Consider the following 24,013-nt stretch of genomic DNA (forward strand, 5'->3'; position numbering starts at 1 on the left):
ATAAATCAAGAAAGTCTCTGGTGCTTGAATGTATAAAATGTTCCTGCCTTCGAAAAATAAGCTTATTCACTTATTGAGGAGGTAAACAGGATGGACATAAAGCGCGCAAAGCAAATTCTTTCCTCGTCCGCAGATATCGATGTAACATTTCAAGGAGTCTCTGTTTGGATTGACCAGCTTCATGAGGATGAAAAAATGGCAACGGTACATTTAAGAGGTCCCTTGGAAGAAAGAACACAAGTGGCTGTAAAAGACCTAGTAGAAGAGAACGAATGAAAAAGACCGGTCCTGCATCCTAGTATAAGGATGCGAGACCGGCCTTTTTATATTTTTTTCCTTGCCAGCTTTCACGCCGCTTTAATTCATCATCGATGGCATTCAGAACGGTCCATTTATCTACACTCCACATGGGACCGATCATCAGCTGGATCGGTCCATCCCCGGTAATGCGGTGGATGACCATTTCAGGCGGCAAAACCTCCAGCTGGTCGCAAACAAGGTGAACGTACTCTTCAAGCGATAAAAACTCAAGCAGCCCCTTCTCATATTGCTTGACCATCGGCGTGCCTTTTAACAAATGAAGTAAATGGATTTTTATGCCCTGCACATCAAGAGCAGCAACCGCGGCAGCTGTTTCCATCATCATCTCTGGTGTTTCAAGAGGAAGACCGTTAATAATGTGTGAACAGATGCGGATGTTATGCCTGCGAAGCTTCTCCACTCCTTCTGCATAGGTGGAAAAGTCGTGTGCCCGGTTGATGAGATTGGCTGTCGTTTCGTGAACGGTTTGCAAGCCGAGCTCCACCCATAAATAAGTTCGTTCATTGAGCTCCGCTAAATACTCAACCACATCATCAGGCAGGCAGTCTGGACGCGTGGCAATCGATAAACCAACGACGTCTTCTTGTTGGAGAACGGTTTCATACTTTTGCCGAAGAACATCTACAGGAGCATGGGTATTTGTATAGGCTTGAAAGTAAGCCATATATTTGCCATCCTTCCATTTGCGGTGCATTCTTTCTTTGATTTCATGAAACTGTTTTTCCAGGCTGTCCGTCCGCTGTCCCGCAAAGTCGCCTGATCCGGCTGCACTGCAGAAGGTGCAGCCGCCAAAGGCAACCGTGCCGTCGCGGTTCGGGCAGTCGAAACCGCCGTCTAAGGCAACCTTGAATACTTTATGCCCAAATTGCTTGCGCAAATGGTAATTCCATGTATGATAGCGTTTAGTGTCATTGGCATAAGGAAACGGATTCATTTTTATTCAACTCACTCTCTCCTGAAAGCTAATTCACAGCGTCAGCATAAAGAAAATTTTATCATGAATGAGCCCGTAAAAGCGAGTTTGATACAAGGAAGGATTAGTCAGAATTTTAAGTTCGGCAAACAGCTTGAAAAATTTAACTGAACGTTCTAGAATACTATTTTGGAACTCGAAATAATTTAGAAAACAGGAGGGGATGCAGTATGCCAAAAGCAGTTTGGTTGTTGGTGATCGGCATGGTGATTAATGTGACAGGTGCTTCATTTTTATGGCCCCTTAACACCATTTACATACATGGTGAGTTAGGAAAATCCTTGTCGGTGGCAGGGATTGTTTTAATGTTGAATGCTGGTGCTACCGTTGTCGGCAATTTGCTCGGCGGAGCGTTGTTTGACAGGCTTGGCGGCTACCGGACGATTTTGCTTGGAGCAGGAATGAACTTAGTTGCGATGGCCGGCATGACGATGTGGCATGACTGGCCCTATTACGTTGTTTTCTTGACAATTGTCGGTTTTGGATCAGGAGTGATTTTTCCCGCTGTCTATGCATTGGTCGGCGCGGTTTGGCCGCAAGGAGGGCGCCGGGCGTTTAACGCTATTTATATTTCGCAAAATGCTGGAGTAGCCCTCGGTTCGGCCATGGGCGGTTTTGTCGCTTCTTTTTCATTTAATTATATTTTTGCAGCCAATTTATCCATGTTTGCTGTATTCTTTTTTATCGCGGTGTTCGGTTACCGCCAAATGGCGAATGTGACCGGGGCTCAGACAAATGTGATCGCCGAAAACGGAAAGGTGAAGAGCCGCAGCAAGCTGACGGCCCTGTTTATATTATGTACAGCGTATATGCTTTGCTGGGTGGGGTATGTACAATGGCAGTCTACGATTGCCAATTACACGCAGGAGGTCAATATCAGTTTAAGGGATTACAGCTTGCTTTGGACGATTAACGGCTTGTTAATTGTTTTTGGCCAGCCGCTCGTAAACTTTTTCGTCCGGGCTTTCCAGGATAATTTGAAAAAGCAAATCGTGATTGGCATTCTGATTTTCATGGGGTCATTCGGTATCACGGCATTTGCAAATGACTTTAAAGGCTTTTTAGCAGCGATGCTTATTTTAACTATCGGTGAAATGTTCGTTTGGCCGGCTGTTCCGACAGTGGCGAGCCAGTTGTCGCCAAAGGGGCGTGAAGGGTTTTATCAGGGGATTGTTAACAGTACGGCAACAGCCGGCCGGATGTTTGGACCGGTGCTCGGCGGAGTTCTTGTTGATTTATACGGCATGCCGGTATTATTTATCACCCTGATTGCTTTCTTGTTCATCAGTCTTGGATTGACCATCGTCTATGACCGGCCGTTAAAAAAGAACAAAGAAGTGCCATCTCCTTCCATTTCTTCTCTTTAAGCTTGCAACTGCAGATAATTTTGTCTAAAATAGTCGTAGATTGAATAAGCAAAAGATGATGACAAGGAGTAGTAGTGACGACTTTCGGTATTAGAGAGCTGGCGGAAGGTGCAAGCCAGTCCGAAATCCCATGAACTCGCCTTTGGAATCGCAGGTGCGAACGCTGGAAGTCAGCAGGTAGTGCCTGCCGCCGATCCGCGTTAAAGACATAAAGCAGAGTGCCTATTAAAAAAGGCACTAATCTGGGTGGTACCGCGGGAACTATACTCTCGTCCCAATTATGGGGCGGGAGTTTTTTAATATTCAACAGGGAAGGGTGTTACAGATGAGTTTCAATCATCAGCAGATTGAGAAGAAATGGCAGCAATACTGGGAAGAAAATAAAACCTTTAAAACAACTGAACAAAAAGATCAGCCTAAATTTTACGCGCTTGATATGTTTCCTTATCCATCCGGTGCAGGGCTTCATGTAGGCCATCCGGAAGGGTACACAGCAACGGATATTTTATCGCGCCTGAAGCGGATGCAAGGATATAACGTTCTTCACCCGATGGGGTGGGATGCGTTCGGTTTGCCAGCGGAACAATATGCATTGGATACGGGAAATGATCCGGCAGAATTTACGGAACAAAATATTAATAATTTCCGCCGCCAAATTAAATCCCTCGGCTTTTCTTATGATTGGGATCGGGAAATTAACACAACCGATCCGCAATATTATAAATGGACGCAATGGATTTTCCTTCAGCTATATAAAAAAGGCTTGGCTTATATTGATGAAGTAGCGGTTAACTGGTGCCCGGCACTTGGCACGGTGCTTGCCAATGAAGAAGTTATTGATGGCAAAAGTGAACGGGGCGACCATCCGGTGGAACGCCGGCCGATGAAGCAGTGGATGCTGAAAATCACCGAATATGCGGATCGTTTGTTGGATGATTTAGAAGAGCTTGACTGGCCTGAAAGCATTAAAGACATGCAGCGCAACTGGATTGGCCGCTCAGAAGGCGCAGAAGTCACTTTTACAATCGACGGGCATGAGGAAACATTTACTGTATTTACTACGCGTCCTGATACACTGTTCGGGGCTACATACGCGGTTTTGGCGCCTGAGCATCCATTTGTCGCCCAAATCACAACTGATGAACAAAAAGATGCTGTTGCCGCTTATTTAGATAAAATCAAGTCAAAGAGCGACCTGGAGCGTACGGATCTTGCGAAAGAAAAAACCGGTGTGTTTACCGGTGCTTATGCCATCAATCCAGCCAATGGCGAAAAAATGCCGATCTGGATTGCAGATTATGTGCTTATGAGCTACGGAACCGGCGCAATTATGGCTGTTCCGGCGCATGATGAACGCGACTATGAGTTTGCTCAAATGTTTAATCTGCCGATTCGGGAAGTTGTTGCTGGCGGAGAGGTTGACAAAGAGGCTTATACAGGAGATGGCGAGCACGTTAACTCTGATTTCCTGAACGGCTTGAATAAAGAGGAAGCTATTCAGAAAATGATTGAGTGGCTTGAAGAAAAAGGCATTGGCACTAAGAAAGTGACCTATCGCTTGCGTGACTGGCTGTTCAGCCGTCAGCGGTATTGGGGTGAACCAATCCCAATCATCCATTGGGAAGACGGCACAATGAGCACAGTGCCAGAAGAGGAATTGCCGCTTATGCTTCCGGTTACAACAGAAATTAAACCGAGCGGAACAGGTGAGTCACCGCTTGCCAACATTGATGAGTGGGTGAATGTGGTCGATCCGGAAACCGGCAAAAAAGGCCGCCGTGAAACAAATACAATGCCGCAATGGGCGGGAAGCTGCTGGTATTATTTACGCTTCATCGATCCGCATAACACAGAAGCGCTTGCTGATAAGGACAAGCTGAAGGAATGGCTGCCGGTTGACATTTATATCGGAGGAGCCGAGCACGCGGTTCTTCACTTGCTGTATGCTCGTTTCTGGCATAAAGTTCTATACGATATTGGCTTGGTTCATACGAAAGAGCCGTTCCAAAAGCTGTTTAATCAAGGCATGATTCTTGGTGAAAATAATGAGAAAATGAGTAAGTCGAAGGGGAACGTGGTCAACCCTGATGAAATCGTTGAAAGCCATGGAGCGGACACACTTCGTCTCTATGAAATGTTCATGGGACCGCTTGACGCCTCGATTGCCTGGTCTACAACCGGCCTGGATGGCGCGCGCCGTTTTCTTGACCGCATCTGGCGCTTGTTCATTCAAGAAAATGGTGAGTTAAGCGATAAAATCACGGCATCTGGAAATAATTTGGAAAAAGTGTATCATCAGACCGTGAAGAAAGTGACAGAAGACTACGAGCATTTGCGCTTCAATACAGCTATTTCGCAAATGATGGTGTTTATTAATGAAGGATATAAAGCGGATGCCATTCCAAAACAATATGTCGAAGGTTTTGTTAAGCTGCTTTCCCCGGTTGCTCCGCATCTGGCAGAAGAAATGTGGGAAAAACTTGGGCATCAAGGCACAGTCAGCTACGAGCCATGGCCAACATATGATGAGTCTAAGCTTGTTGATGATGAAGTGGAAATTGTCGTTCAAGTAAACGGCAAAATGAAAACGAAACTGATGGTCTCCAAAGAAGCCACAAAAGAAGAAATGGAACAATTGGCTATGAATGAAGAGAAGGTGCAAGAGCAAATTGCCGGAAAAACAATCCGCAAAGTTATTGCGGTACCAGGAAAGCTTGTTAATATCGTAGCGAACTAAAGAAAGGATGGGACAGATGGAGCCAATTCCAGAGATTACTGCAGAAGAGCTGAAGCAAAGGTTAGAAAATGGGGAAAAACTTGAAGTCGTTGACGTTCGGGAAGAAGAGGAAGTAGCCGGCGGCAAGATTCCGCAAGCAAGACATATCGTTATGGGAACGATCCCTGAGCATTTAGATCAGTTTGATAAAGAGAAGGAGTATATTTTTGTTTGCCGCTCCGGGCGCCGCAGCGAAAATGTCTGCTATTATATGCGTGACCAAGGATTTAAAGTGCGCAATATGACAGGCGGCATGCTTGACTGGACCGGAGAAACAGAATAAGGCAGCCTGCTGTTCCCTCTAATAGGAGGGAGCAGCTTTTTTTATGAATAGCACTTGGAACATATTGGGAGGAGAAAGGCGATCTTAGTTAAAGCGTGCGGCATGGAAAGGATCTCCTGAGCCGCCAACTTTCAAGAAGAGGGGTCTCGCTCAAAAGAAACGACATATTTCAATTTTTTTAACACAAGCTAAACAGGTATTCACTAGTGAATACCTGTTGACAAATTTCCGGTGAGGTGAGGATAATGAGCAAAAAACATTGGCTTGATCCGACTTCTCAGAAGTTTCACCACAATTGGACGAGGCCGAAACGTACGAATTCCCAGGTGAACGGCCACACGGAAGTGTCCCTGCGGACGCGGATTAATCAGAGTGTCTCCAATGAAAACCGGTTTTGTTAATACGAAAAGCAGAGAGAAGGTCTCTCTGCTTTTTTCATTGGGCGGCATTTGAACCAGCCAGCCGCCCGGTAATGAGTGCGGAAGTAATATTATATCCTCCCGTGTAACCGTGGATGTCGAGCACTTCTCCGCAAAAAAACAAGCCGGGCATTTTTTTCGACGCCATTGTTTTCGGATCAACTTCTTTAATGGAGATGCCGCCGCCGGTAACAAAGGCTTTTTCAAGCGGCAAGGTGCCATTTACAGAGAAGCGGAAGTGCTTGCATAGATGGACAAATTGCCGCAGCTTTTCTATGCTGATGTTGTTGCCTGGCGCTTCCTCATCAATCTCCGCTCTTTCAAGCAAAAACAGCAAATAACGCTCCGGAAGCAGTCCTTTCAAGCTGTTTTTTACTGATTTTTTCGGATGAGCGGCAAGCAGCTCGCGCACCTCGCGAAACAATTGGTCCTGACGTTTATCAGGCAAGCAGTCGATTGCCATCCATACGTCGCCAGTCTTGCTTTTCTTCAGTGCTTTCACAACGAACTGGCTGCAGCGAAGCACGGCCGGTCCCGACAGCCCGAAGTGGGTGAAGATCATATCCATCCGGTGGGTAATAATCGGTTTGCCTTTAAGGTTTAAGACACTGACGGCTGCATCGCGAAGTGAAAGTCCTTGCAGCTTCTTTTCTTTAATAAAAGGTTCTTGTGAAGTAACCGGCACTTCAGTTGGATAAAGCTCTGTTACTGTATGACCGGCTTTTTCCGCCCAGGGATACGCATCCCCTGTCGAACCTGTCTGAGGAACGGAACTGCCGCCTGCAGCAATAACGACAGCGCGGCTATGGATCGTTTGCCCGTCACGCAGCATGATGCCGGCGGTGCGGCCGTTCTCGAACAGCAAATCAGCCACGGCCGTATTCACTCTTACTTCCACGTTTAGCTCCTGCATCCGATTCAGGAGAGCATCAACGACTGACTGGGCTTTATTCGTTACCGGAAACATGCGGCCATGATCTTCTTCCTTTAAAGCAATCCCGAGATTTTCAAAAAAGCGGATGATATCTTCGTTGTTAAATACGGAGAAGGCGCTGTATAAAAAACGGCCGTTGCCGGGGATATGCTTGATAATTTCATCAACAGGAAGGCGGTTAGTTACATTGCAGCGGCCGCCGCCCGAGATGGCGAGCTTTCTTCCAAGCTTGCTGCCTTTATCGACGAGCAGCACGCGCTTTTTCTGTTCACCGGCTGCAATGGCCGCCATTAAACCGGAAGGACCGCCTCCAACAATAATTACATCATACTCCATTATAAGCTCCCTTCTTTCCTGAACAATTCTTTTCATAGTAGTTGATTTATTAACTAGTTGTCAATCATAGAAAAAAGGGGACCCTAAAGATTCTCTTAAGCAGTTTTTTCTTTATTAGAGGGGAGGAAGAAGGCCAATACGAGAGCGGCAGCGGCCAAAATGGCGGCTATGACAAACGCATCGTTCATTCCTTTAATTATTTATTTTGTTACATACTAGCGAAAATTTTTGCCTAATAAATTGCCTGAACGGTATGAAAGAGGTAAACTGATTTTTAGCGTTTGTATTTATTTTAATGGAATAGAAAGGGAATCTTTATGTCTTCGAAGCTTATCAGGGGAACGTTTATTCTAACATTAGGGACATTTATCTCCAAGTTTCTTGGATTGTTCTATGTTATACCATTTTATTCGATTGTTGGAAAAGAAGCGACGTCACTTTATCAATATGGCTATGTGCCGTATACGATCTTTATTAGTATAGCAACGGCGGGAGTGCCGCTCGCAGTGTCTAAGTTTATCGCCAAATACAATGCTCTCGGCGAGTATGCCGTCGGCCGCCGGCTGTTTAAATCCGGCCTTGTCATTATGTCGATTACAGGGTTTCTAGCCTTTCTGACCATGTACATTTGTGCACCATGGTTCGCTAGCATTATGGTTGTCGATAAAGATCAAATTTATACAGTCGATGAAGTGGCTTACGTGATTCGCGCAGTCAGTTTCGCTCTCATCATTGTTCCATTTATGAGTTTAATGCGCGGCTTTTTCCAGGGGCATCAATCCATGGGGCCTTCCGCCGTTTCTCAGGTTGTTGAGCAAATTGCCCGCATTATCTTTCTCTTAGCCGGCGCTTATATTGTGTTGAACGTTTTTAACGGCACTGTGGTGCATGCGATCGGTGTAGCGACCTTTGCGGCTTTTGTCGGTGCAGTGTTCGGTTTGCTTGTCTTGTTTTGGTACTGGAAAAAGCGTAAACATCATTTAAATGAACTGCTTGAGAAGGATGAAAGCAGTGCCGATGTCAAGCTGTTTGATATTTACAGTGAGATTGTTGTCTACGCTATTCCATTTATTTTCGTTGGTATTGCGATCCCTCTCTATCAACTGGTTGATACGGTCACCTTTAACCGGGCGATGGCAGAAATCGGCCAAGCGAAAGTGGCGGATACCGTCTTTGGAATTGTTAATTTCAGTACGCAAAAAATTGTTATTATTCCCGTTTCATTAGCTACCGCTTTTGCGATGACACTTGTGCCGCTTGTCACTAGCTCATTTGTATCCGGGAGCTCGGATAAAGTGAAAAAACAGCTGGATCAGACCTTTCAAGTCCTTTTGTATTTAACTGTTCCGGCCGTTGTCGGCATTATGTTGCTGGCCGAGCCATTCTATACCGCCTTTTATGAGCATAGCAGCCTCGGCACAGATATTTTGCGGGTGTATGCGCCAGTGGCTATTTTGTTTGCGTTATTCACTGTCACAGCCGCCATTTTGCAGGGGATTAATGAGCAGCGTTTTACAGTATTCAGCTTGCTGGTCGGCATTTTGCTGAAGCTGGCCCTTAATATCCCGCTGATTAAGCTCTTTCAAGGAGAAGGCGCTATTTATGCGACAGCGATCGGATACGGTGCCTCCATCCTTATTAACTTACTTGTTATCAGGTATTATGCCGATTATTCGCTTCGCTCTATTGCTGGAAAGATTGGCCAAATTGCTTGGTATAATATCATTATGGCAGCAGCGGTATTGCTCTTATACTTTGTGATGCATCCGCTGTTCAATGCAGACAGCAAAATACAAAGTACCCTTTTGATTGCTATTTGCGCCATAGCCGGTGCGGCCGTATATTTCTTCTTAAGCTTCCGCAGCGGGCTTGCCGATGCTTTGTTCGGCACACGGCTTAACGGATTGAAAAATAAATTTAAAAGAGCAAAAGCTTAATGATTCGTGAGAAAAGCAGGCTTCCTTTCTAAGGAAACTGCTTTTCTCATTGGGAAGAAAGGAGGAAAAAGATGGAGAAAGATCTTGCTTATTCATCAAGAACAAAGGGGATTATCATGGTTCTTGCCAGTTCCTTGTTTTGGGGCGCATCAGGCGTGATCGCCCAATTTCTTTTTCAAAAGCAGGGAGTCGGGGTAGAGTGGCTAGTCACAGCGAGATTGCTGGCAGCCGGATTGTTGCTGCTGCTTTTTGCCGCAGTAAAAGAAAAGCAGTCGATCTTTGATATGTGGAAGGATCGCTTCAGCTGGCCGTCACTCGTGTTGTTCAGTCTTTTCGGCATGCTGGGCGTTCAATATACATTCTTTTCGGCCATTAATAGCGGAAATGCAGCTACTGCTACGGTTCTCCAATATTTGGCTCCGGTGCTGATCGTTTTGTATCTTGCCATCCGTTCAAAAGCGAGACCGGCTGGAAAAGAAATCATTGCGGTTCTGCTGTCGGTATTAGGGACGTTTTTTCTTGTTACAGGGGGAAATCCTAATGAGCTGACTATTTCGGGAACGGCTTTGTTCTGGGGGCTGAGTTCAGCTGTGGCGCTTGCTTTTTATACTTTGTATCCGCTCAAGCTGTTAAAGAGATGGGGATCTATATTAGTAGTTGGCTGGGCTATGACGGTAGCCGGCGTCTTTTTCAGCTTTGTCCACCCGCCATGGAAATTCGAAGGAACAATGTCCTTTGCGACAGTGGCGGCTGTTAGTTTTGTTATTCTTTTCGGCACTTTGCTCGCTTTTTATTTTTATTTAGAGAGCCTTCATTATTTGCGTGCCTCGGAAACGAGTCTCTTAGCTTGTGCGGAGCCGTTGTCTGCTGTCTTTTTATCTGTTTTTCTGTTAGGTGTTCCATTTGGATTTGGAGAGTGGCTCGGCACCGTTTGTATTATCGTAACCGTCCTGATGCTGTCACGGGCAAAATGATCAATGGAGGGATCTGAGTGAGAATTGATAAATTGCTGGCTAATATCGGCTATGGAAGCCGCAAGGAAGTAAAACAGCTGTTAAAGGCTGGCGCAGTCACGGTCAATGGAGAAGCCGTTAAAGACGCAAAGACGCACGTTGATCCAGAAAAAGACCGGATAATGCTCTACGATGAAGAAGTATATTACCGGGAGTTTATTTATTTGATGATGAATAAGCCGCCAGGTGTTATTTCAGCTACAGAAGATGTGAAGGATGAAACGGTGGTTGATTTGCTTGAAGCGGATCACGCGGTGTTCCAGCCGTTTCCGGTGGGGCGTCTTGATAAAGATACGGAGGGGCTGCTGCTTCTGACAAACGATGGAGTTCTCGCCCATCAGCTGCTTTCTCCAAAAAAGCATGTGCCTAAAACCTATTTCGCTGTTATCGAGGGAGAGGTCACGGAAGAAGATACAGCAGCTTTTCAACAGGGCGTGACGTTAGATGACGGTTATTTGACCAAGCCGGGAGAATTAAACATTTTAAAAAGCGGTCTGCGTTCAGATATTGAACTGACCATTACTGAAGGGAAATTCCATCAGGTGAAAAGAATGTTCGAAGCTGTTGGCAAGAGAGTTGTCTATTTGCAGCGAATCTCCATGGGACCGCTTCAACTGGATGAAGAGTTAAATCTCGGTGAATACCGGGAGCTGACAGAGGAGGAAGTTGCCCTCTTGAAAAGCGGAGGAAAAGAGTAAGCTGGGATTTATCCAACTTGCAACAAAAAAAGCCCTTGCCAGTTAAGGCAGGGGCTTGTTCATGAAGTCATTCTTACTTTCTTTTGTGTCGTTGTCCACTTGCCGCGGCTTGGACTGATGACCAAGTCGTTGTAAGCTAACACATTCAAATCTCTTTGAATGGTGCGAGGAGTGATACCAAATTCATCCACAATTTCCTGAGTCGAAACAGTCCCGTTTTCTTTAATAAACATATAGACTGATTTGATCCGATTTAGCATCCGATTTGTTGAAGGTTTCAAATAACCACTCCCTCATCTTTTTTCACAGAGGCAATACAACAGACGACGGTGAGCGAGAAGTTTCATGCTTCTCATTGACTATGTAGTTAATGTCCCGCAGACAGCTCCTTTACTTAAGTGTATAAGATGTCTGACAATTGTATTTTACCTCATTTATATTTATTTTTCTAGAAAAAATGCTTGATTTTTTAAAACTTCATATGTTATTTACCCTTTTTTTCACTAAATTAACAATAAAGTAAGGTTTTATTGGAAGTTATCCATTCTTTTTCCTGAGAGATAAAGGTAAAATAAAGAAAACGACGGATGGGAGGAAGAAGTCAATGAAAGAAATAAATTGGCAAGTTGAAGCAGAGAAGAGGAAAGAAGCACTCCTTCATGATTTGCAATCGTTAATCGCTATTAAAAGCGTGTTAAATGAAGAAGAAGCAACCGCGTCAGCCCCACTTGGCGAGCGGGTCAAGGAAGCGCTTGATTTCATGCTGGAGCTTGGGGAGAGAGACGGATTTGCCGGGAAAAATGTGGACAATCTCGCGGGCCACTTAGAATTTGGTTCAGGCGAGGAGCTTGTCGGCATTCTGTGCCATGTAGACGTGGTGCCGGAAGGCGATGGCTGGACAACCGATCCGTTCGGAGGAGAGATAAAGGACGGGAAAATATTCGGACGCGGGGCCATTGATGATAAAGGACCGACAATGGCTGCTTACTATGCAATGAAAATTATTAAAGAGCTAGGGCTGCCGCTGCATAAACGCGTGCGAATGATCATTGGCACGGATGAAGAAAGTGAATGGCGCTGTGTGGACCGTTACTTTGAAAGCGAAGAAATGCCGGCTGTCGGTTTTGCGCCGGATGCTGATTTCCCAATTATTTATGCGGAAAAAGGAATTGCTGATTTTGATGTTGTCCAGCAAGCCGATGAGCAGGTTCATAAGCCATCCGAAGAAATGACCGTCCATTCTTTTGAATCAGGAAGACGGTATAATATGGTGCCGGATTATGCCAAAGCAGCAGTCACCGTCCAACAGGGGCAAACAGAGGTGATTCAAAGCTACGGGGCATTTGTGGAGGAGCACGGATTAGACGGCCGCTTCCATATCGACAACGGAAAGCTGATTTTAGAATTAAAAGGGGTTTCTTCCCATGGAATGGAGCCGGATCTTGGAAAAAACGCCGGACTTTATCTGGCTGAATTTTTAGCCGGGAGGGAGCTTGATCAGAAAGCGGCCCAGTTTTTCGGGTTTGCGAGCCGGTTTTTCTTTGAGGAATCCCGCGGCAGGAAGTTAGGGATTGATTACTCGGACAAGATCACCGGAGATTTGACGATCAATGTAGGAAAGCTGTTATTTAATGAAAAAACCGGCGGCCGTCTCGGGTTGAATATGCGCTACCCGGTTACATTCCCGCTGAAGGAAAAGCAAGAGCTGCTGACAAAGCGGCTTGCAGAGGAAAGGTTTGGAATTGAAAACTTCTCTGACAGCGCTCCTCATCACGTGGATCAAAATCATCCGTTTATTGAAACCCTTTGCAAAGTATATGAAGAGCAAACCGGAGAGAAAGCAGAGCTGCTGTCCATCGGTGGCGGCACTTATGCGCGCAGCTTGGAAACCGGGGTTGCCTTTGGTGCTCTGTTTCCTGGGCGGGAGGATGTCGCCCATCAAAAGGATGAATATATGTTCATTGCAGATTTACTGAAAGCGACAGCGATTTATGCCCAAGCGATTTGGGAGCTGGCCGGAGAATCTTCATTAGTATAGGCTATAAACAGCGATCCCTCTTTCATTTTGTTGAAAGAGGGATCGTTGTTTATGATTGGAATAAGTCGCTGGATAAGTAGCGTTCACCCGTATCACAGGCAATGCATACAACCATGTCATCCTTCGTCAAGGTTTTTGCGGTTTGAATAGCTGCGTAACAAGCGGCGCCTGAAGACGGCCCTACAAGGATTCCCTCTTCCCGGGCGAGACGGTGCACCATTTCGTAGGCTTCCTCATCTTTGATCCGGTAAATGTGATCATATACCTTTTCGTTGAGCGTATTTGGAATAAAGCCGGGGCTTGTGCCGACTAATTTATGCTTGCCGGGCTGGCCGCCGGATAAGACTGGCGAACCGGCTGGCTCCACTACATGTACTTTTAATCCGGGAATATGTTCTTTCAGCGCTTCACCTGTGCCGGTGATGGTGCCGCCTGTGCCTGCGGTAGCGACAAAAGCACCGAGAGTTTTGCCAATTTCCTTTGCCGCTTCCAGGATTTCTACAGCCGTTGTTTTCCGATGGGCGTCCGGGTTTGCTTGATTGTCAAATTGCATGGGAATAAAGCTGTTGGGAATGCTTTCGGCAAGCTCTTCAGCCTTGTGAATCGCTCCCGGCATTTTTTGATCGCCTGGTGTCAGCACAACTTCGGCTCCATAAGCTTTTAAAAGATTGATCCGCTCTTTTGTCATCGTATCGGGCATGACTAAGATGGCTTTATAGCCTCTGGCAGCCGCATTCATCGCCAGGCCAATGCCTGTGTTGCCGCTCGTTGGCTCGATAATGGTGGCGCCAGGCTTTAACAGGCCTGCTTTTTCGGCTTCAATGATCATATTGAAGGCGGCCCGGTCTTTCACGCTTTTGCTCGGGTTAAAGAATTCCAGTTTTAAATAAACGTCCGCTCCATGCTCAGGGGCGAGACGGTTTAGTTTGACAAGGGGCGTATCTCCAATTAATTCAGCGATATTGTTCACTGTTTTCATTGCTGCTCATCCTTTCTTCTCTTTTTCCTACTTCTATTATTATCACATTAATTCGTATTAATCCAATCAATACAGAGAGGAATTCAATGTTTTTGGCCCATTTGTGAAACCGCTGGCATATTTGGTAAAATAGATGGAAAATCGATTATAAAGGGGTAGCTAACATGAGCCAAAATCATTATTTCTTCGCCCTTCCTTTGCCGAATGAATTAAAACAATCACTGCATCAGTGCATTCAAAAACAACAGCTTCCATTTGCAAGGTTTGTGCATGAGCAGGATTTGCATCTTACGCTGGCGTTTTTGGGATCAGCCGACGAAGAGCAGCTGCAAGCAGCTCGTTCGCTTGTTGCTTCGTCAGTACAGGAAATGGAAGCCTTTCCGCTTGTCATCAATTCTCTTGGCGTTTTCGGAAAAAAGACCGAGCCGCGTATTTTTTGGGCAGGGATAAAGGAGGAACAGCGGCTGGATACATTGCAATCAGCTGTCAGCTCTGCCTGCCGGGAAGCCGGATTCAGCATCGATAACAGACCATTTCGTCCACACATCACACTAGCTAGAAAATGGAAGGGTGAATCGCTCTTTCAACTCCCGCAGTTAGAGGTCAATCAAAAATTTTTAGCAGAAACTGTCGTTTTATACGAAACTTATTTGGATAAGAGTCCGAAATATAAAGTAAAGCAAATAATTCAATTACATACAGGTAAGGGAAAGGAATAAAGAAACATGGCGCAGTTGATTAAGCTACAGGACTATATTTCCAGATATGAAACAGATATTTTTCATTACCCCTCCCGTTTTGCCCGGCTGAAAAAACAGCAGTGGGAGAGCATAAGGCGATTTTGGGAGCAGAACCGCCGAAAGGAAGAGGAAGCATTCTTCCTGCCTGAAGAACCCGAAGAAGAGAACGAAGACAAAAAAGTAATGCAAAAGCTAAAGTCCTTTTTTTGGCGCGGAAGAGCAGAGGAATCGGCTGCTGTTGAAGAGGAAGAGCCCTCTATGTTTGAAAGCATCGATATCGGTTCAGCAGCCAATCTTGAAGAGCTAAAGCGCAAGTTTCTCGATCAGCTTTTTACCTTTCAAATGAAATGGGCCAGTTCGACGGTAAGAGAAAAGTCATATATTGATCCGCGGTATTTTCAGGATGAGCGGCTAAGATTTTTAATGCAGCGCCTTCCGGATAGCTTTCTTCTATTGTATGAACCAGTTCTCCAGCTAAAGAAAGCACCAATGGAGCTGGACGTACTGGTGTTGACACCGACGGAAGCCTGGTGTCTTACGTTTCTGGAAGAAGAAGACCAGGCCGTCTACATTGGGTCTGCGGATCACTTTTGGGCTAAGCGGAATGGCAAGGAAGAAGGACGGGTGCTGAACCCTGCGATTGCTGTTAGCCGAATGGAGGCTGTGCTGAAAAACTTATTTCAGCGGCAACAGCTGGATTTTCCCATCAGAAAAGCAATCGTATGCCGCAATGGCTTTGTGGACTATCCGGGTGCGCCGTTTGGGTTGGATATTTTAGACAGCCGAATGTTTTCGGAGTGGCTTGCCCGAATGAGGAGCATGCCTTCTCCTTTAAAAACGGTGCAATTGAAAGCGGCAAAGAGTGTGCTGGATTTTGGGCAGACCACGAGCATCCGCCGTCCGGAGTGGGATGAGGACAGTGATTTTTTGTTTCTCCATGAAACAGAGGACTCAGAAGACTGATGAAAGCTTTCTTTCCATAAACCGGCTATTTGCCAGTATGCGCGAAATACCTAGCCGAACAAAGTATTTCGTGATAAAATATGAGGTAACTTTTAAAATGAACGCGTAAATGGCAGATGAAAAATAAATCCTGTCATAGTACGAAGATAGCTATTGTTATGATCCATCGATAGCTGTCTTTTTTATTCGGGCTTGGAACGAGCCAAACAAAAATGAAGGTGACTAACGGTGGAACACTTACTTGGACAAGATTGGGAAATCACTCCAGCCGGCGGAGCAACGGGAAAGGCTTATGCAGCTAAGCATGGAGGACAGCAATTATTCTTAAAAAGAAATTCGTCTCCTTTTTTGGCCGTTTTGTCGGTTGAAGGGATTGTTCCTAAGCTGATCTGGACAAAACGATTGGAAAATGGAGATGTAATCACAGCCCAGCATTGGCTGAAAGGCCGTGAGCTTGCCCCGGTCGAAATGGGGGACAGCCGGGTAGCGAGGCTGATGAGCAAAATTCATTCTTCCCAGCCGCTGTTGTCCATGCTCGAAAAGCTGGGAAAAGAGCCAATGGAGCCGAAAATGATCCTAGCCGAAATTGAGCAGCAGCTTGATGAAGAAATAAAAAACCATGAAGATGTTCAAAGGACCCTTCAATTTCTCCAAGGCCAGCTTTCGGAGGTCGGTCACGGGGAATACGTTGTTTGCCATGGCGATATTAATCATAACAATTGGCTGCTGTCGGAGGAAGATGAGCTATATCTAATTGACTGGGACGGAGCTTTAATTGCTGATCCGGCTGTGGATCTCGGGATGATGCTATACACATATATTGAAGAAAGCCGCTGGGAAGACTGGCTGGCTCAATATGGTCTTGTTTATACACCGCACCTTGCCTTGCGAATGAAGTGGTATGTTCTGGTTCAAACACTTTTATCGATTCAATGGAACAAGGAAACCGGCCGCCTGCGGGAAATGAAAGAGGGCTTTTATGATTTATCGCATATTCTGTCTTGAATGTGAAAGATAAGCATGATATGGTTTGAACGAAATATTTTTGAATGAGGTGCCGCCATGCGATTAAGACATAAACCATGGGCCAAGGAAAAAATCGAGGCCTATCCACAATATATTGTCCCTAATCCGGAAGATTACCGGGGCAATTGGAAGGAAGTATTTCATAACGATAATCCCATATACATCGAGGTAGGAACGGGCAAAGGCCAGTTTGTTACAGAAATGGCGAAAGCCCATCCAGATGTGAATTTTATCGGCGTCGAGCTGTATGAAAGTGTCATTGTTACAGCGTTGGATCGCCTAATTGAAGCTGAGCTTCCGAATGTAAAGCTGCTGAATGCTGACGCCAGAAATCTGGCCCAATATTTTGCAAAAGGGGATGTTAGTCGCGTCTATTTGAATTTTTCCGATCCATGGCCGAAAAAGCGCCATGATAAACGGCGACTAACTTACCGGACGTTTTTAAAGCTATATGAAGACATCATGCCTGATGGCGGAGAAATTCATTTTAAAACAGATAATCAGGGGCTATTTGAATACTCCCTGCAAAGCTTCTCGGCTTACGGAATGCTCCTGACGTTCCTCAGCCTTGATCTGCACAAAAGTGATTTTGAAGGCAATATTATGACAGAGTATGAAGAAAAATTTTCGCAAAAAGGCCAGCGGATTTACCGGGTTGAAGCCAAATACCGGTGACACAGGCCGTTCAAAAAAACATGCCTCCATCTAGATGGAGGCATGTTTTACTTTGACTGCGGAATGTTCAGCTTGTTAACGGGCGTCTGGAAATACCCGGCGTACAGTGTCGGAAAATTCGTCAAACAAACCTGAGATTGGATGACCGGCTTGGATACGGTCCCCATATCCTTGCATTCTCTGTACAAAATCAGGGTTTGCGGACACATATACCTTCTGGACGCTGCGGTCTGCTGTTCTTACCTCATCAGCAATTTTATCTTCAAGCTTATTGCTCAAATTTCCTTTTGATCCGTCGTTTAGAACAACTGCGGCATAAGCGGTGTGGTCAGTAACGATAACTTTGGCTGTTTGTATTTCCTTTAAATTTTCAAGCCTTTTTTCTGCCCGGCCAGATACCTCCATGCCGTTATTATCGTTGTTGTCAATCATGTTATTATCATCGTTATTTGTCAGAGCCCTGCTCCGGTCATTCATGTCGTTTCGAACCCCATTAGAATCTTGGGTATTTGGAGGGGCATAACGGGCATTTTCAATGTCTACACCTTTGCGCTCATTCGCTGCATCATTGGCGTTACATCCGAACAATAAAACAAATGGCAAGAAAGCGATAGTTATATGCTTTAGTTTCATCATGGTGAATGCTCCTTTCTATGATGTACACCTTTAAGATGAACCGATTCTTCAATAATTATTCATCAACTGACAGATCCGTTTGCCTAGGCTTGTTAACAAAGGATTTATCCGATTGGCTCTATAATTATTTAGTGTTGATTTCTTTCTCGTTCATGCCTGGGAAAGGAGGCGGCTTCTGCTAAAAGCGTCCGGCTGCAGTACGATCTGTCGAAGCCTCAATCATCTTCTTCAACAAATTCATCCTATTAAAAATAATTCTTTCTCCATTCACGGTTTTATCCAGCAGTTGGCAATGTCGCAATTTTTTAAGAAGTGTTACAATAAATGTGAACAAAAGAAGGGGGAGGAGAAAATGGAGAAACTGCAGGTAGGAGAACTGACGCTGACATGGCTAACAGGCGGTGTGACAAATATGGACGGCGGTGCCATGTTTGGAGTTGTGCCAAAACCTCTTTGGTCAAAAAAATATGCGAGCAATGACAAGAATCAAATTGAATTGCGGACAGATCCAATATTTTTTCAGCTTGATGGGAAGAATATTTTAATCGAGTCAGGAATCGGCAACGGCCGGCTAACCGAGAAGCAAATGCGCAATTATGGCGTAAATGAAGAATCAAAAGTGGAGGAAGGTCTGGCGGAGTTAGGGGTGACTCCTGCTGATATTGATATGATTTTGATGACTCATATGCATTTTGACCATGCTCTCGGATTAACAAAGGTTGAAGGGGACAACTTGGTGCCTGCTTTTCCAAACGCAGTTATTTACACATCAGAGACTGAATGGGAAGAAATGCGGCATCCAAATATCCGGTCAAGGAACACATATTGGAAGGAAAATTGGGAAGCAATTGCACACCAGGTGCAAACATATAAGGAAGAGATAGAGCCGGTAACAGGAGTGAAAATGATTCATACAGGCGGCCACAGCAATGGCCATTCCATTATTACAATTGAACAAGGCGGAGAGTGGCTCATTCATATGGCCGATCTCATGCCGACCCATGCCCATCAAAATGCGCTTTGGGTGCTGGCCTATGATGATTATCCAATGGATTCAATTGCAGCCAAGCAAAAGTGGCTGCCTGAAGCGATGAAGAGAAAAGCATGGTTTTTCTTTTATCATGATGCGGTTTACCGGGCGGTAAAATGGAATGAACAAGGGGAAGTCATCGAGTCCGTCAAACGTGAAAAAGCAGCTGTGCAAAGCTGAAGACAGGAAAAGGGCTGCCCGTATAGGACAGCCCTTTTCCTGTTATAAGGATGATTAATACGTTTTGTATACATCCATAATTGTGCCTGTGCGAGAGTCGGCAACAAATTCAAATTGTTCTCTTTCCTGGCCGATTGTGCGGGAAACTCCGCCTTTGTACACCATTTTGTCCATTCCGGCTTTTTTCAATGGTTCCGGCTTCATTTTAATCCAGGAACCATCAATCGGTCCTTCTGATTTAAACGCTTCCTTTACCTCTTTCAGTGCTTTTTCCGCTGAAACGTATGTAGTTTTTGACAAGTTTTGCTGTGCAATGACGGCGCCTGCTGCTCCAGCAGCAGCTCCCAATAGGAATGCCCCCCAATTAATGTTCATTTTTTTCACCCCTGTTTTTAATAGATTACTATAAGTATACATCAATTTGAAAAATGCTGAAACTTCTGTCTTTCATGTTCGGAAAATTGCCATAGTCCCAACTGGAAGTCTAGTCCAATTTTCTGTAGAATGAAGGCAGTTCAGACTTTAAAAGGAGAGTAGAGCATGAATAAAGAAACGATGGACCTCTTTAAAACTTTAACGGAATTGCCGGGGGCCCCTGGAAATGAGCACGATGTCCGCCGGTTCATGCGCACGCAATTGGAAATGTGTGCGGATGAGATCATTCAAGACGGGCTTGGCAGCATTTTCGGCGTGAAAAAGGGAGCAGATAATGATCCTGTAGTCATGGTTGCCGGACATATGGATGAAGTCGGATTTATGGTTACACAAATCACAGATAACGGAATGATCAGGTTTCAACCGCTTGGCGGCTGGTGGGGACAGGTGCTTCTTGCTCAACGGGTGCAAATTATAACGGACAATGGTCCGGTGATTGGGGTCATCAGCTCCGTGCCTCCTCACTTGTTGAATGAAGAACAGCGCAAGAAGCCGATGGAAATCAAAAATATGCTGATTGATATCGGAGCAGATGATAAAGAAGATGCGAAAAGTATTGGCATCAAACCAGGCCAGTCGATTTTGCCGGTTTCTCTCTTTACTCCGATGGCAAATAAAAAGAAAATTCTCGCCAAAGCCTGGGATAATCGCTACGGTTGCGGTTTAGCCATTGAACTGTTAAAGGAACTTCAAGGAGAGACTGTGCCAAACCGCCTTTATGCTGGGGCAACCGTACAGGAGGAAGTCGGTCTCCGCGGCGCCCAAACTGCTGCTCAAATGATTCAGCCGGATATTTTCTATGCATTGGATGCCAGTCCAGCTAATGATGCCTCCGGGGATAAGACCGAATTTGGCCAACTGGGCAAAGGAGCCTTGCTTCGCATTTTTGACCGGACGATGGTCACGCATCGGGGAATAAGAGAGTTTATACTTGATACAGCTGAAACTCATCACATCCCCTATCAATATTTTGTTTCTCAAGGCGGGACAGATGCCGGCCGCGTCCATACCTCTAATGAAGGTGTGCCTAGTGCTGTCATCGGCATTTGTTCACGCTATATCCATACGCATGCGTCTATTATCCATGTGGATGATTACGCAGCCGCGAAAGAACTGCTCATTCGCCTTGTAAAAGCAAGTGACCGGGCGACAGTAGATTCCTTAAAAGCAGGGAGCTGAACATATTCAGGCGCTGATCATAATAAGCGCCTGTTTTTATTTGATAAAAGACCGGGAAACAAGAATTTGCTTTGGCGAAGGGGGCTGAAAATACTATGACGAAAGCAGGGGGTATACATGAAGATAGCGATCGGTTCATCTAATCCGGCTAAGAGGCTGGCAGTGGAAAAAGCAGTGCAAGCAGCCCATCTAGAGGGAGAAGTGATTGCCCTTTCCGTTCCTTCCGGAGTCAGAGAACAGCCGTTTTCCGATACAGAAACGAAACAAGGGGCAATCAACCGGGCGAAAGCTGTTCTTGAAAAGGCAGAAGCTCATATTGGGATCGGCCTTGAAGGAGGAGTCATGGAAACGGAAGACGGATTATACCTTTGTAATTGGGGAGCGCTTGCCGTGAAGGAACAGCCTGTTATCACTGCAGGAGGCGCTCGAATTTTATTGCCTGAAGAAGTAGCGGAACAGCTCCGCAGCGGGCAAGAACTTGGTCCGGTCATGGATCAAGTTACGAATAAAAAAGGAATCCGGCAGCACGAGGGAGCGGTTGGGATTTTTTCCAACGGCTTAGTAACAAGGGATGAAATGTTCCTTCATGTGGCAAAACTATTGCTAGGACAATTTTTGCGGAACAATGACAAATAAGGGCTTTTTTTGCCGCGAAAACAGTATATAATTGTCTTTACACCAGTAAATATAGGTGTAAGGAGGAATCGTTTTGAAAGCATATTTGCAAAAAAAAGGAGTGACCTTGTCACCGAAGGTTTATTTTGTCGAAGCGCTCAGCTTCATGGCACTCGGGCTGTTTAGCTCTCTTATTATCGGTTTAATTATCAAAACAATCGGTGAGCAATTGAACGTGCCTTTTCTTATAGAAATGGGAAAATTGGCGATGAGCCTTATGGGGCCTGCTATTGGAGTAGCAGTCGCATTTGGTTTGAAAGCGCCGCCCCTTGTTCTGTTCGCCAGTGTGGCAACGGGAGCGGCGGGGGCTGCGCTTGGCGGGCCTGCAGGCAGCTATGTTGCGGCTCTTTTGGGAGCGGAGATTGGAAAGGCTCTCAGCGGCACAACAAAAGTAGACATTATTGTGGCTCCTTTCGTGACGATTGCCACGGGTTATAGCGCAGCGGCTTTGTTGGGGCCAGGCATCAATACATTTATGAAATGGTTTGGCGGCTGGATCGAATGGGCCACGCTGCAGCGTCCAATTACGATGGGCATACTTGTCGCTGTATTAATGGGCTTGGCGCTTACCGCACCGATATCTAGCGCCGCCATTGCTTTAATGTTAGATTTAAACGGCTTGGCTGCCGGAGCTGCTACTATTGGCTGCAGTGCGCAAATGATCGGTTTTGCAGCAGCAAGCTGGCGTGAAAACAAGTTAGGCGGCTTTATCGCCCAAGGCCTGGGAACCTCAATGCTGCAGGTCCCTAATATTATTCAGCATCCGCTTATCCTGATCCCGCCTACTGTGGCCGGAGCGATACTGGCACCAATCGGCACTACGATATGGCCAATGGCAAACAATGCTGCCGGAGCAGGGATGGGGACCTCGGGACTTGTTGGTCAGATTATGACGTTTTCTGTTATGGGCTTTAAAGCAGAGGTTTTTCTGCAAGTCTTTCTGCTTCATTTTGCCGGTCCTCTTGTGATAAGCTTACTCATATCAGAAGCTATGAGAAGGAAGGGCTGGATTAAGTCCGGCCAGATGACCATCTCGACAGGAGGAAAATAAGAGTGAAGAAGCTAGCATCAATCGAGGAATTTCAGCAGCTGAAAGAATCAGGGAAACAGATCTTTTTGTTTTCTGCCGACTGGTGTCCGGATTGCCGGGTGATCGAACCTGTGCTGCCTGAAATTGAGGAGAAATATAATGAATACAATTTTGTCTATGTCGATCGTGACGACTTCCTCGATTTGTGTATCAGTATGGATATCTTCGGCATTCCGAGCTTTGTAGCCTTTGACAGCGGCAAAGAGCTGGGCCGGTTTGTCAGCAAGGACCGGAAGACAAAGGAAGAAATCGAGCAATTTGTTGAAAGCTTATAACATTCGAGCGTCTGGCTCGCCGGTTGCCGGTTTGTTTTGGCAGTCGGCTGGCCAGGCGTCTTTGTGGAGAAAGGAGAGAGTGTGTGGATTCAAAAAAATTAAGACGCATTCTTGAAGAGCGTTTGAAACAGAGCCATCGCTCGTTTACATTTGATCGTGAAAGAGACGAGCTGCGGATTGAAAATGAACAGTCAGGAAAAGGCATTACTATCTCACTCCCGGGGATCGTCGCGAAGTGGCATGAAAAAAAGGAAAAAGCAATTGACGAGGTCATTTACTATGCAGAAGAGGCACTGTCTGTCATGGGAGCCGACCATTCGCTGTCGGCGCAAGAAAAAAATATTTTTCCTGTAATCCGTTCCACTTCTTTTCCGAAAGAGGCGGCGGAAGAAGTGCCATTTTTTATTGACGAACATACAGCGGAGACCAATATCTACTATGCACTGGATCTGGGGAAAACGTATCGTCTTATTGATGAACAGATGATGAAAAAAGAAGGATGGACGAAAGAACATATTCGTGAAATCGCTCAATTTAACCTTCGTTCTTTAAAAACAGATGTAAAAACAGATGAAGTCGCCGGCAACAAATTTTATTTCCTCAATACGAATGATGGCTATGATGCCAGCCGGATTTTAAATGATAAGTTTTTAAAAGACATGTTTGAAAGAGCCGAGGGGGAAATGACCGTATCCGTTCCTCATGGCGATGTACTTATTGTCGGTGATATCCGCAATGAAACGGGCTATGATGTACTGGCTCAAATGACAATGAGCTTTTTTACGAGCGGACACGTGCCGATTACCGCTCTCTCATTTTTATATGAAGAAGGAAAGCTGGAACCTATCTTTATCATGGCTAAAAACCGGACTGTTGGAAGAGAAGATGAATAAATAGACTGAAAAACCTTGAAGGCAGACCGGCGCTTTCAAGGTTTTTCAGTCTTTCGGTGCAAAAGTCTCAATTGTTGCGATTTACTATAGCCACAGCGGCAAAAGCTGTTAAAATAAGAAATGATTTTCTAAAAAGAAAAGG

General features: G+C 45.5%; 25 protein-coding genes and 1 other annotated feature. Of the genes, 19 read left to right on the forward strand and 6 right to left on the reverse strand.

Features of this window, described 5'->3' with window-relative positions; all coding sequences use genetic code 11:
• The first annotated feature begins 90 nt into the window (after window positions 1-90).
• The gene (locus tag B1A98_RS13385) at window positions 91-276 is read left to right on the forward strand and encodes an H-type small acid-soluble spore protein (RefSeq protein ID WP_041097867.1); all 186 of its coding nucleotides are present in this window, start codon (window positions 91-93) and stop codon (window positions 274-276) included.
• 19 nt (window positions 277-295) lie between these two features.
• Here B1A98_RS13385 and mnmL read toward each other — a convergent pair whose 3' ends face one another.
• Entirely contained in the window at window positions 296-1,255 is a 960-nt protein-coding gene (gene mnmL / locus B1A98_RS13390; RefSeq protein ID WP_063383682.1) for a tRNA modification radical SAM protein MnmL/YtqA, read from the reverse strand.
• Between the two features lie 209 nt (window positions 1,256-1,464).
• On the opposite strand from mnmL, the gene B1A98_RS13395 reads away from it, so the two are divergent.
• From B1A98_RS13395 to B1A98_RS13410, 4 genes are all read left to right on the forward strand, one after another.
• Window positions 1,465-2,661 (forward strand): MDR family MFS transporter, encoded by a 1,197-nt coding sequence (locus tag B1A98_RS13395; protein ID WP_041097865.1) that lies wholly within the window; start codon window positions 1,465-1,467, stop codon window positions 2,659-2,661.
• 49 nt (window positions 2,662-2,710) lie between these two features.
• Window positions 2,711-2,941: a binding site (T-box leader), on the forward strand.
• 45 nt (window positions 2,942-2,986) lie between these two features.
• The gene (gene leuS, locus B1A98_RS13400; RefSeq protein ID WP_063383683.1) at window positions 2,987-5,398 is read left to right on the forward strand and encodes a leucine--tRNA ligase; all 2,412 of its coding nucleotides are present in this window, start codon (window positions 2,987-2,989) and stop codon (window positions 5,396-5,398) included.
• Between the two features lie 16 nt (window positions 5,399-5,414).
• Window positions 5,415-5,720 (forward strand): rhodanese-like domain-containing protein, encoded by a 306-nt coding sequence (locus tag B1A98_RS13405; protein WP_063383684.1) that lies wholly within the window; start codon window positions 5,415-5,417, stop codon window positions 5,718-5,720.
• 245 nt (window positions 5,721-5,965) lie between these two features.
• Complete coding sequence (locus B1A98_RS13410) at window positions 5,966-6,121, forward strand: YpzG family protein (RefSeq protein WP_082028148.1); 156 nt, start codon at window positions 5,966-5,968, stop codon at window positions 6,119-6,121.
• A 34-nt stretch (window positions 6,122-6,155) separates the two neighbouring features.
• Here B1A98_RS13410 and B1A98_RS13415 read toward each other — a convergent pair whose 3' ends face one another.
• On the reverse strand, window positions 6,156-7,409 hold the full coding sequence (locus tag B1A98_RS13415; protein WP_063383685.1) for a BaiN/RdsA family NAD(P)/FAD-dependent oxidoreductase: 1,254 nt from the start codon (window positions 7,407-7,409) through the stop codon (window positions 6,156-6,158).
• Between the two features lie 317 nt (window positions 7,410-7,726).
• Here B1A98_RS13415 and B1A98_RS13420 point away from each other — a divergent pair, with 317 nt between their 5' ends.
• The 3 genes from B1A98_RS13420 to B1A98_RS13430 all read left to right on the forward strand — a co-directional run bounded on the left by B1A98_RS13420 (window position 7,727) and on the right by B1A98_RS13430 (window position 11,057).
• Window positions 7,727-9,346, forward strand: a complete 1,620-nt coding sequence (locus B1A98_RS13420; RefSeq protein ID WP_063383686.1) for a putative polysaccharide biosynthesis protein — start codon at window positions 7,727-7,729, stop codon at window positions 9,344-9,346.
• Between the two features lie 71 nt (window positions 9,347-9,417).
• A complete protein-coding gene (locus B1A98_RS13425; RefSeq protein WP_063383687.1) occupies window positions 9,418-10,320 on the forward strand; it encodes a DMT family transporter in 903 nt (300 codons plus the stop codon).
• 17 nt (window positions 10,321-10,337) lie between these two features.
• On the forward strand, window positions 10,338-11,057 hold the full coding sequence (locus B1A98_RS13430) for a pseudouridine synthase (protein WP_063383688.1): 720 nt from the start codon (window positions 10,338-10,340) through the stop codon (window positions 11,055-11,057).
• Window positions 11,058-11,116: 59 nt separating this feature from the next.
• Here B1A98_RS13430 and B1A98_RS13435 read toward each other — a convergent pair whose 3' ends face one another.
• The gene (locus tag B1A98_RS13435) at window positions 11,117-11,338 is read right to left on the reverse strand and encodes a DeoR family transcriptional regulator (protein WP_041097857.1); all 222 of its coding nucleotides are present in this window, start codon (window positions 11,336-11,338) and stop codon (window positions 11,117-11,119) included.
• Between the two features lie 323 nt (window positions 11,339-11,661).
• Between B1A98_RS13435 and pepV the strand changes: the two genes are divergently transcribed.
• On the forward strand, window positions 11,662-13,095 hold the full coding sequence (gene pepV / locus B1A98_RS13440; protein WP_063383689.1) for a dipeptidase PepV: 1,434 nt from the start codon (window positions 11,662-11,664) through the stop codon (window positions 13,093-13,095).
• Between the two features lie 49 nt (window positions 13,096-13,144).
• Here pepV and cysK read toward each other — a convergent pair whose 3' ends face one another.
• The gene (gene cysK, locus B1A98_RS13445) at window positions 13,145-14,074 is read right to left on the reverse strand and encodes a cysteine synthase A (protein ID WP_041097855.1); all 930 of its coding nucleotides are present in this window, start codon (window positions 14,072-14,074) and stop codon (window positions 13,145-13,147) included.
• Between the two features lie 164 nt (window positions 14,075-14,238).
• Between cysK and thpR the strand changes: the two genes are divergently transcribed.
• The 4 genes from thpR (at window position 14,239) to trmB (ending at window position 17,478) form a co-directional block, all read left to right on the forward strand.
• Window positions 14,239-14,793 carry an RNA 2',3'-cyclic phosphodiesterase gene (gene thpR / locus B1A98_RS13450; RefSeq protein WP_063383690.1) on the forward strand — a complete coding sequence of 185 codons (555 nt, stop codon included), beginning with the start codon at window positions 14,239-14,241 and terminating at the stop codon, window positions 14,791-14,793.
• Between the two features lie 6 nt (window positions 14,794-14,799).
• Window positions 14,800-15,777 carry a nuclease-related domain-containing protein gene (locus B1A98_RS13455; RefSeq protein WP_063383691.1) on the forward strand — a complete coding sequence of 326 codons (978 nt, stop codon included), beginning with the start codon at window positions 14,800-14,802 and terminating at the stop codon, window positions 15,775-15,777.
• A gap of 228 nt (window positions 15,778-16,005) precedes the next feature.
• Window positions 16,006-16,782, forward strand: a complete 777-nt coding sequence (locus B1A98_RS13460) for a phosphotransferase family protein (RefSeq protein WP_063383692.1) — start codon at window positions 16,006-16,008, stop codon at window positions 16,780-16,782.
• Window positions 16,783-16,839: 57 nt separating this feature from the next.
• Window positions 16,840-17,478 (forward strand): tRNA (guanosine(46)-N7)-methyltransferase TrmB, encoded by a 639-nt coding sequence (trmB, locus tag B1A98_RS13465; protein WP_063383693.1) that lies wholly within the window; start codon window positions 16,840-16,842, stop codon window positions 17,476-17,478.
• 75 nt (window positions 17,479-17,553) lie between these two features.
• On the opposite strand, the gene B1A98_RS13470 is transcribed toward trmB, so the two are convergent.
• Window positions 17,554-18,114, reverse strand: coding sequence for a YhcN/YlaJ family sporulation lipoprotein (locus B1A98_RS13470; RefSeq protein WP_063383694.1), 561 nt, complete (start codon window positions 18,112-18,114; stop codon window positions 17,554-17,556).
• 352 nt (window positions 18,115-18,466) lie between these two features.
• Here B1A98_RS13470 and B1A98_RS13475 point away from each other — a divergent pair, with 352 nt between their 5' ends.
• Window positions 18,467-19,324, forward strand: coding sequence for a YtnP family quorum-quenching lactonase (locus tag B1A98_RS13475; RefSeq protein ID WP_063383695.1), 858 nt, complete (start codon window positions 18,467-18,469; stop codon window positions 19,322-19,324).
• A gap of 54 nt (window positions 19,325-19,378) precedes the next feature.
• Here B1A98_RS13475 and B1A98_RS13480 read toward each other — a convergent pair whose 3' ends face one another.
• Window positions 19,379-19,699 (reverse strand): PepSY domain-containing protein, encoded by a 321-nt coding sequence (locus B1A98_RS13480; RefSeq protein ID WP_305954918.1) that lies wholly within the window; start codon window positions 19,697-19,699, stop codon window positions 19,379-19,381.
• Window positions 19,700-19,864: 165 nt separating this feature from the next.
• Here B1A98_RS13480 and B1A98_RS13485 point away from each other — a divergent pair, with 165 nt between their 5' ends.
• The 5 genes from B1A98_RS13485 (at window position 19,865) to B1A98_RS13505 (ending at window position 23,871) form a co-directional block, all read left to right on the forward strand.
• Complete coding sequence (locus B1A98_RS13485) at window positions 19,865-20,938, forward strand: M42 family metallopeptidase (protein ID WP_063383696.1); 1,074 nt, start codon at window positions 19,865-19,867, stop codon at window positions 20,936-20,938.
• 117 nt (window positions 20,939-21,055) lie between these two features.
• Window positions 21,056-21,574, forward strand: coding sequence for a DUF84 family protein (locus tag B1A98_RS13490; RefSeq protein ID WP_063383697.1), 519 nt, complete (start codon window positions 21,056-21,058; stop codon window positions 21,572-21,574).
• Window positions 21,575-21,647: 73 nt separating this feature from the next.
• Complete coding sequence (locus B1A98_RS13495; protein WP_063383698.1) at window positions 21,648-22,664, forward strand: PTS sugar transporter subunit IIC; 1,017 nt, start codon at window positions 21,648-21,650, stop codon at window positions 22,662-22,664.
• A gap of 2 nt (window positions 22,665-22,666) precedes the next feature.
• On the forward strand, window positions 22,667-22,978 hold the full coding sequence (locus B1A98_RS13500; protein ID WP_041097840.1) for a thioredoxin family protein: 312 nt from the start codon (window positions 22,667-22,669) through the stop codon (window positions 22,976-22,978).
• Window positions 22,979-23,061: 83 nt separating this feature from the next.
• Window positions 23,062-23,871: a DUF1444 domain-containing protein gene (locus tag B1A98_RS13505; protein ID WP_063383699.1), complete on the forward strand. Its 810-nt coding sequence runs from the start codon at window positions 23,062-23,064 to the stop codon at window positions 23,869-23,871.
• Window positions 23,872-24,013: the final 142 nt, after the last annotated feature.

It is taken from the genome of Pseudobacillus badius, from assembly GCF_002189605.1.
Taxonomy (GTDB): domain Bacteria; phylum Bacillota; class Bacilli; order Bacillales; family Domibacillaceae; genus Pseudobacillus; species Pseudobacillus badius.

Excerpts from the sequence above, each read along its gene's own strand:
- B1A98_RS13385 (WP_041097867.1), top strand. The coding sequence starts at position 91 with ATGGACATAAAGCGCGCAAAGCAAATTCTTTCCTCGTCCGCAGATATC.
- pepV (WP_063383689.1), top strand. The coding sequence starts at position 11,662 with ATGAAAGAAATAAATTGGCAAGTTGAAGCAGAGAAGAGGAAAGAAGCA.
- B1A98_RS13420 (WP_063383686.1), top strand. The coding sequence starts at position 7,727 with ATGTCTTCGAAGCTTATCAGGGGAACGTTTATTCTAACATTAGGGACA.
- trmB (WP_063383693.1), top strand. The coding sequence starts at position 16,840 with ATGCGATTAAGACATAAACCATGGGCCAAGGAAAAAATCGAGGCCTAT.
- B1A98_RS13490 (WP_063383697.1), top strand. The coding sequence starts at position 21,056 with ATGAAGATAGCGATCGGTTCATCTAATCCGGCTAAGAGGCTGGCAGTG.
- B1A98_RS13395 (WP_041097865.1), top strand. The coding sequence starts at position 1,465 with ATGCCAAAAGCAGTTTGGTTGTTGGTGATCGGCATGGTGATTAATGTG.
- B1A98_RS13470 (WP_063383694.1), bottom strand. The coding sequence starts at position 18,114 with ATGATGAAACTAAAGCATATAACTATCGCTTTCTTGCCATTTGTTTTA.
- B1A98_RS13405 (WP_063383684.1), top strand. The coding sequence starts at position 5,415 with ATGGAGCCAATTCCAGAGATTACTGCAGAAGAGCTGAAGCAAAGGTTA.
- B1A98_RS13475 (WP_063383695.1), top strand. The coding sequence starts at position 18,467 with ATGGAGAAACTGCAGGTAGGAGAACTGACGCTGACATGGCTAACAGGC.
- B1A98_RS13480 (WP_305954918.1), bottom strand. The coding sequence starts at position 19,699 with ATGAACATTAATTGGGGGGCATTCCTATTGGGAGCTGCTGCTGGAGCA.
- B1A98_RS13455 (WP_063383691.1), top strand. The coding sequence starts at position 14,800 with ATGGCGCAGTTGATTAAGCTACAGGACTATATTTCCAGATATGAAACA.
- B1A98_RS13415 (WP_063383685.1), bottom strand. The coding sequence starts at position 7,409 with ATGGAGTATGATGTAATTATTGTTGGAGGCGGTCCTTCCGGTTTAATG.
- cysK (WP_041097855.1), bottom strand. The coding sequence starts at position 14,074 with ATGAAAACAGTGAACAATATCGCTGAATTAATTGGAGATACGCCCCTT.
- B1A98_RS13485 (WP_063383696.1), top strand. The coding sequence starts at position 19,865 with ATGAATAAAGAAACGATGGACCTCTTTAAAACTTTAACGGAATTGCCG.
- thpR (WP_063383690.1), top strand. The coding sequence starts at position 14,239 with ATGAGCCAAAATCATTATTTCTTCGCCCTTCCTTTGCCGAATGAATTA.
- mnmL (WP_063383682.1), bottom strand. The coding sequence starts at position 1,255 with ATGAATCCGTTTCCTTATGCCAATGACACTAAACGCTATCATACATGG.
- leuS (WP_063383683.1), top strand. The coding sequence starts at position 2,987 with ATGAGTTTCAATCATCAGCAGATTGAGAAGAAATGGCAGCAATACTGG.
- B1A98_RS13425 (WP_063383687.1), top strand. The coding sequence starts at position 9,418 with ATGGAGAAAGATCTTGCTTATTCATCAAGAACAAAGGGGATTATCATG.
- B1A98_RS13410 (WP_082028148.1), top strand. The coding sequence starts at position 5,966 with ATGAGCAAAAAACATTGGCTTGATCCGACTTCTCAGAAGTTTCACCAC.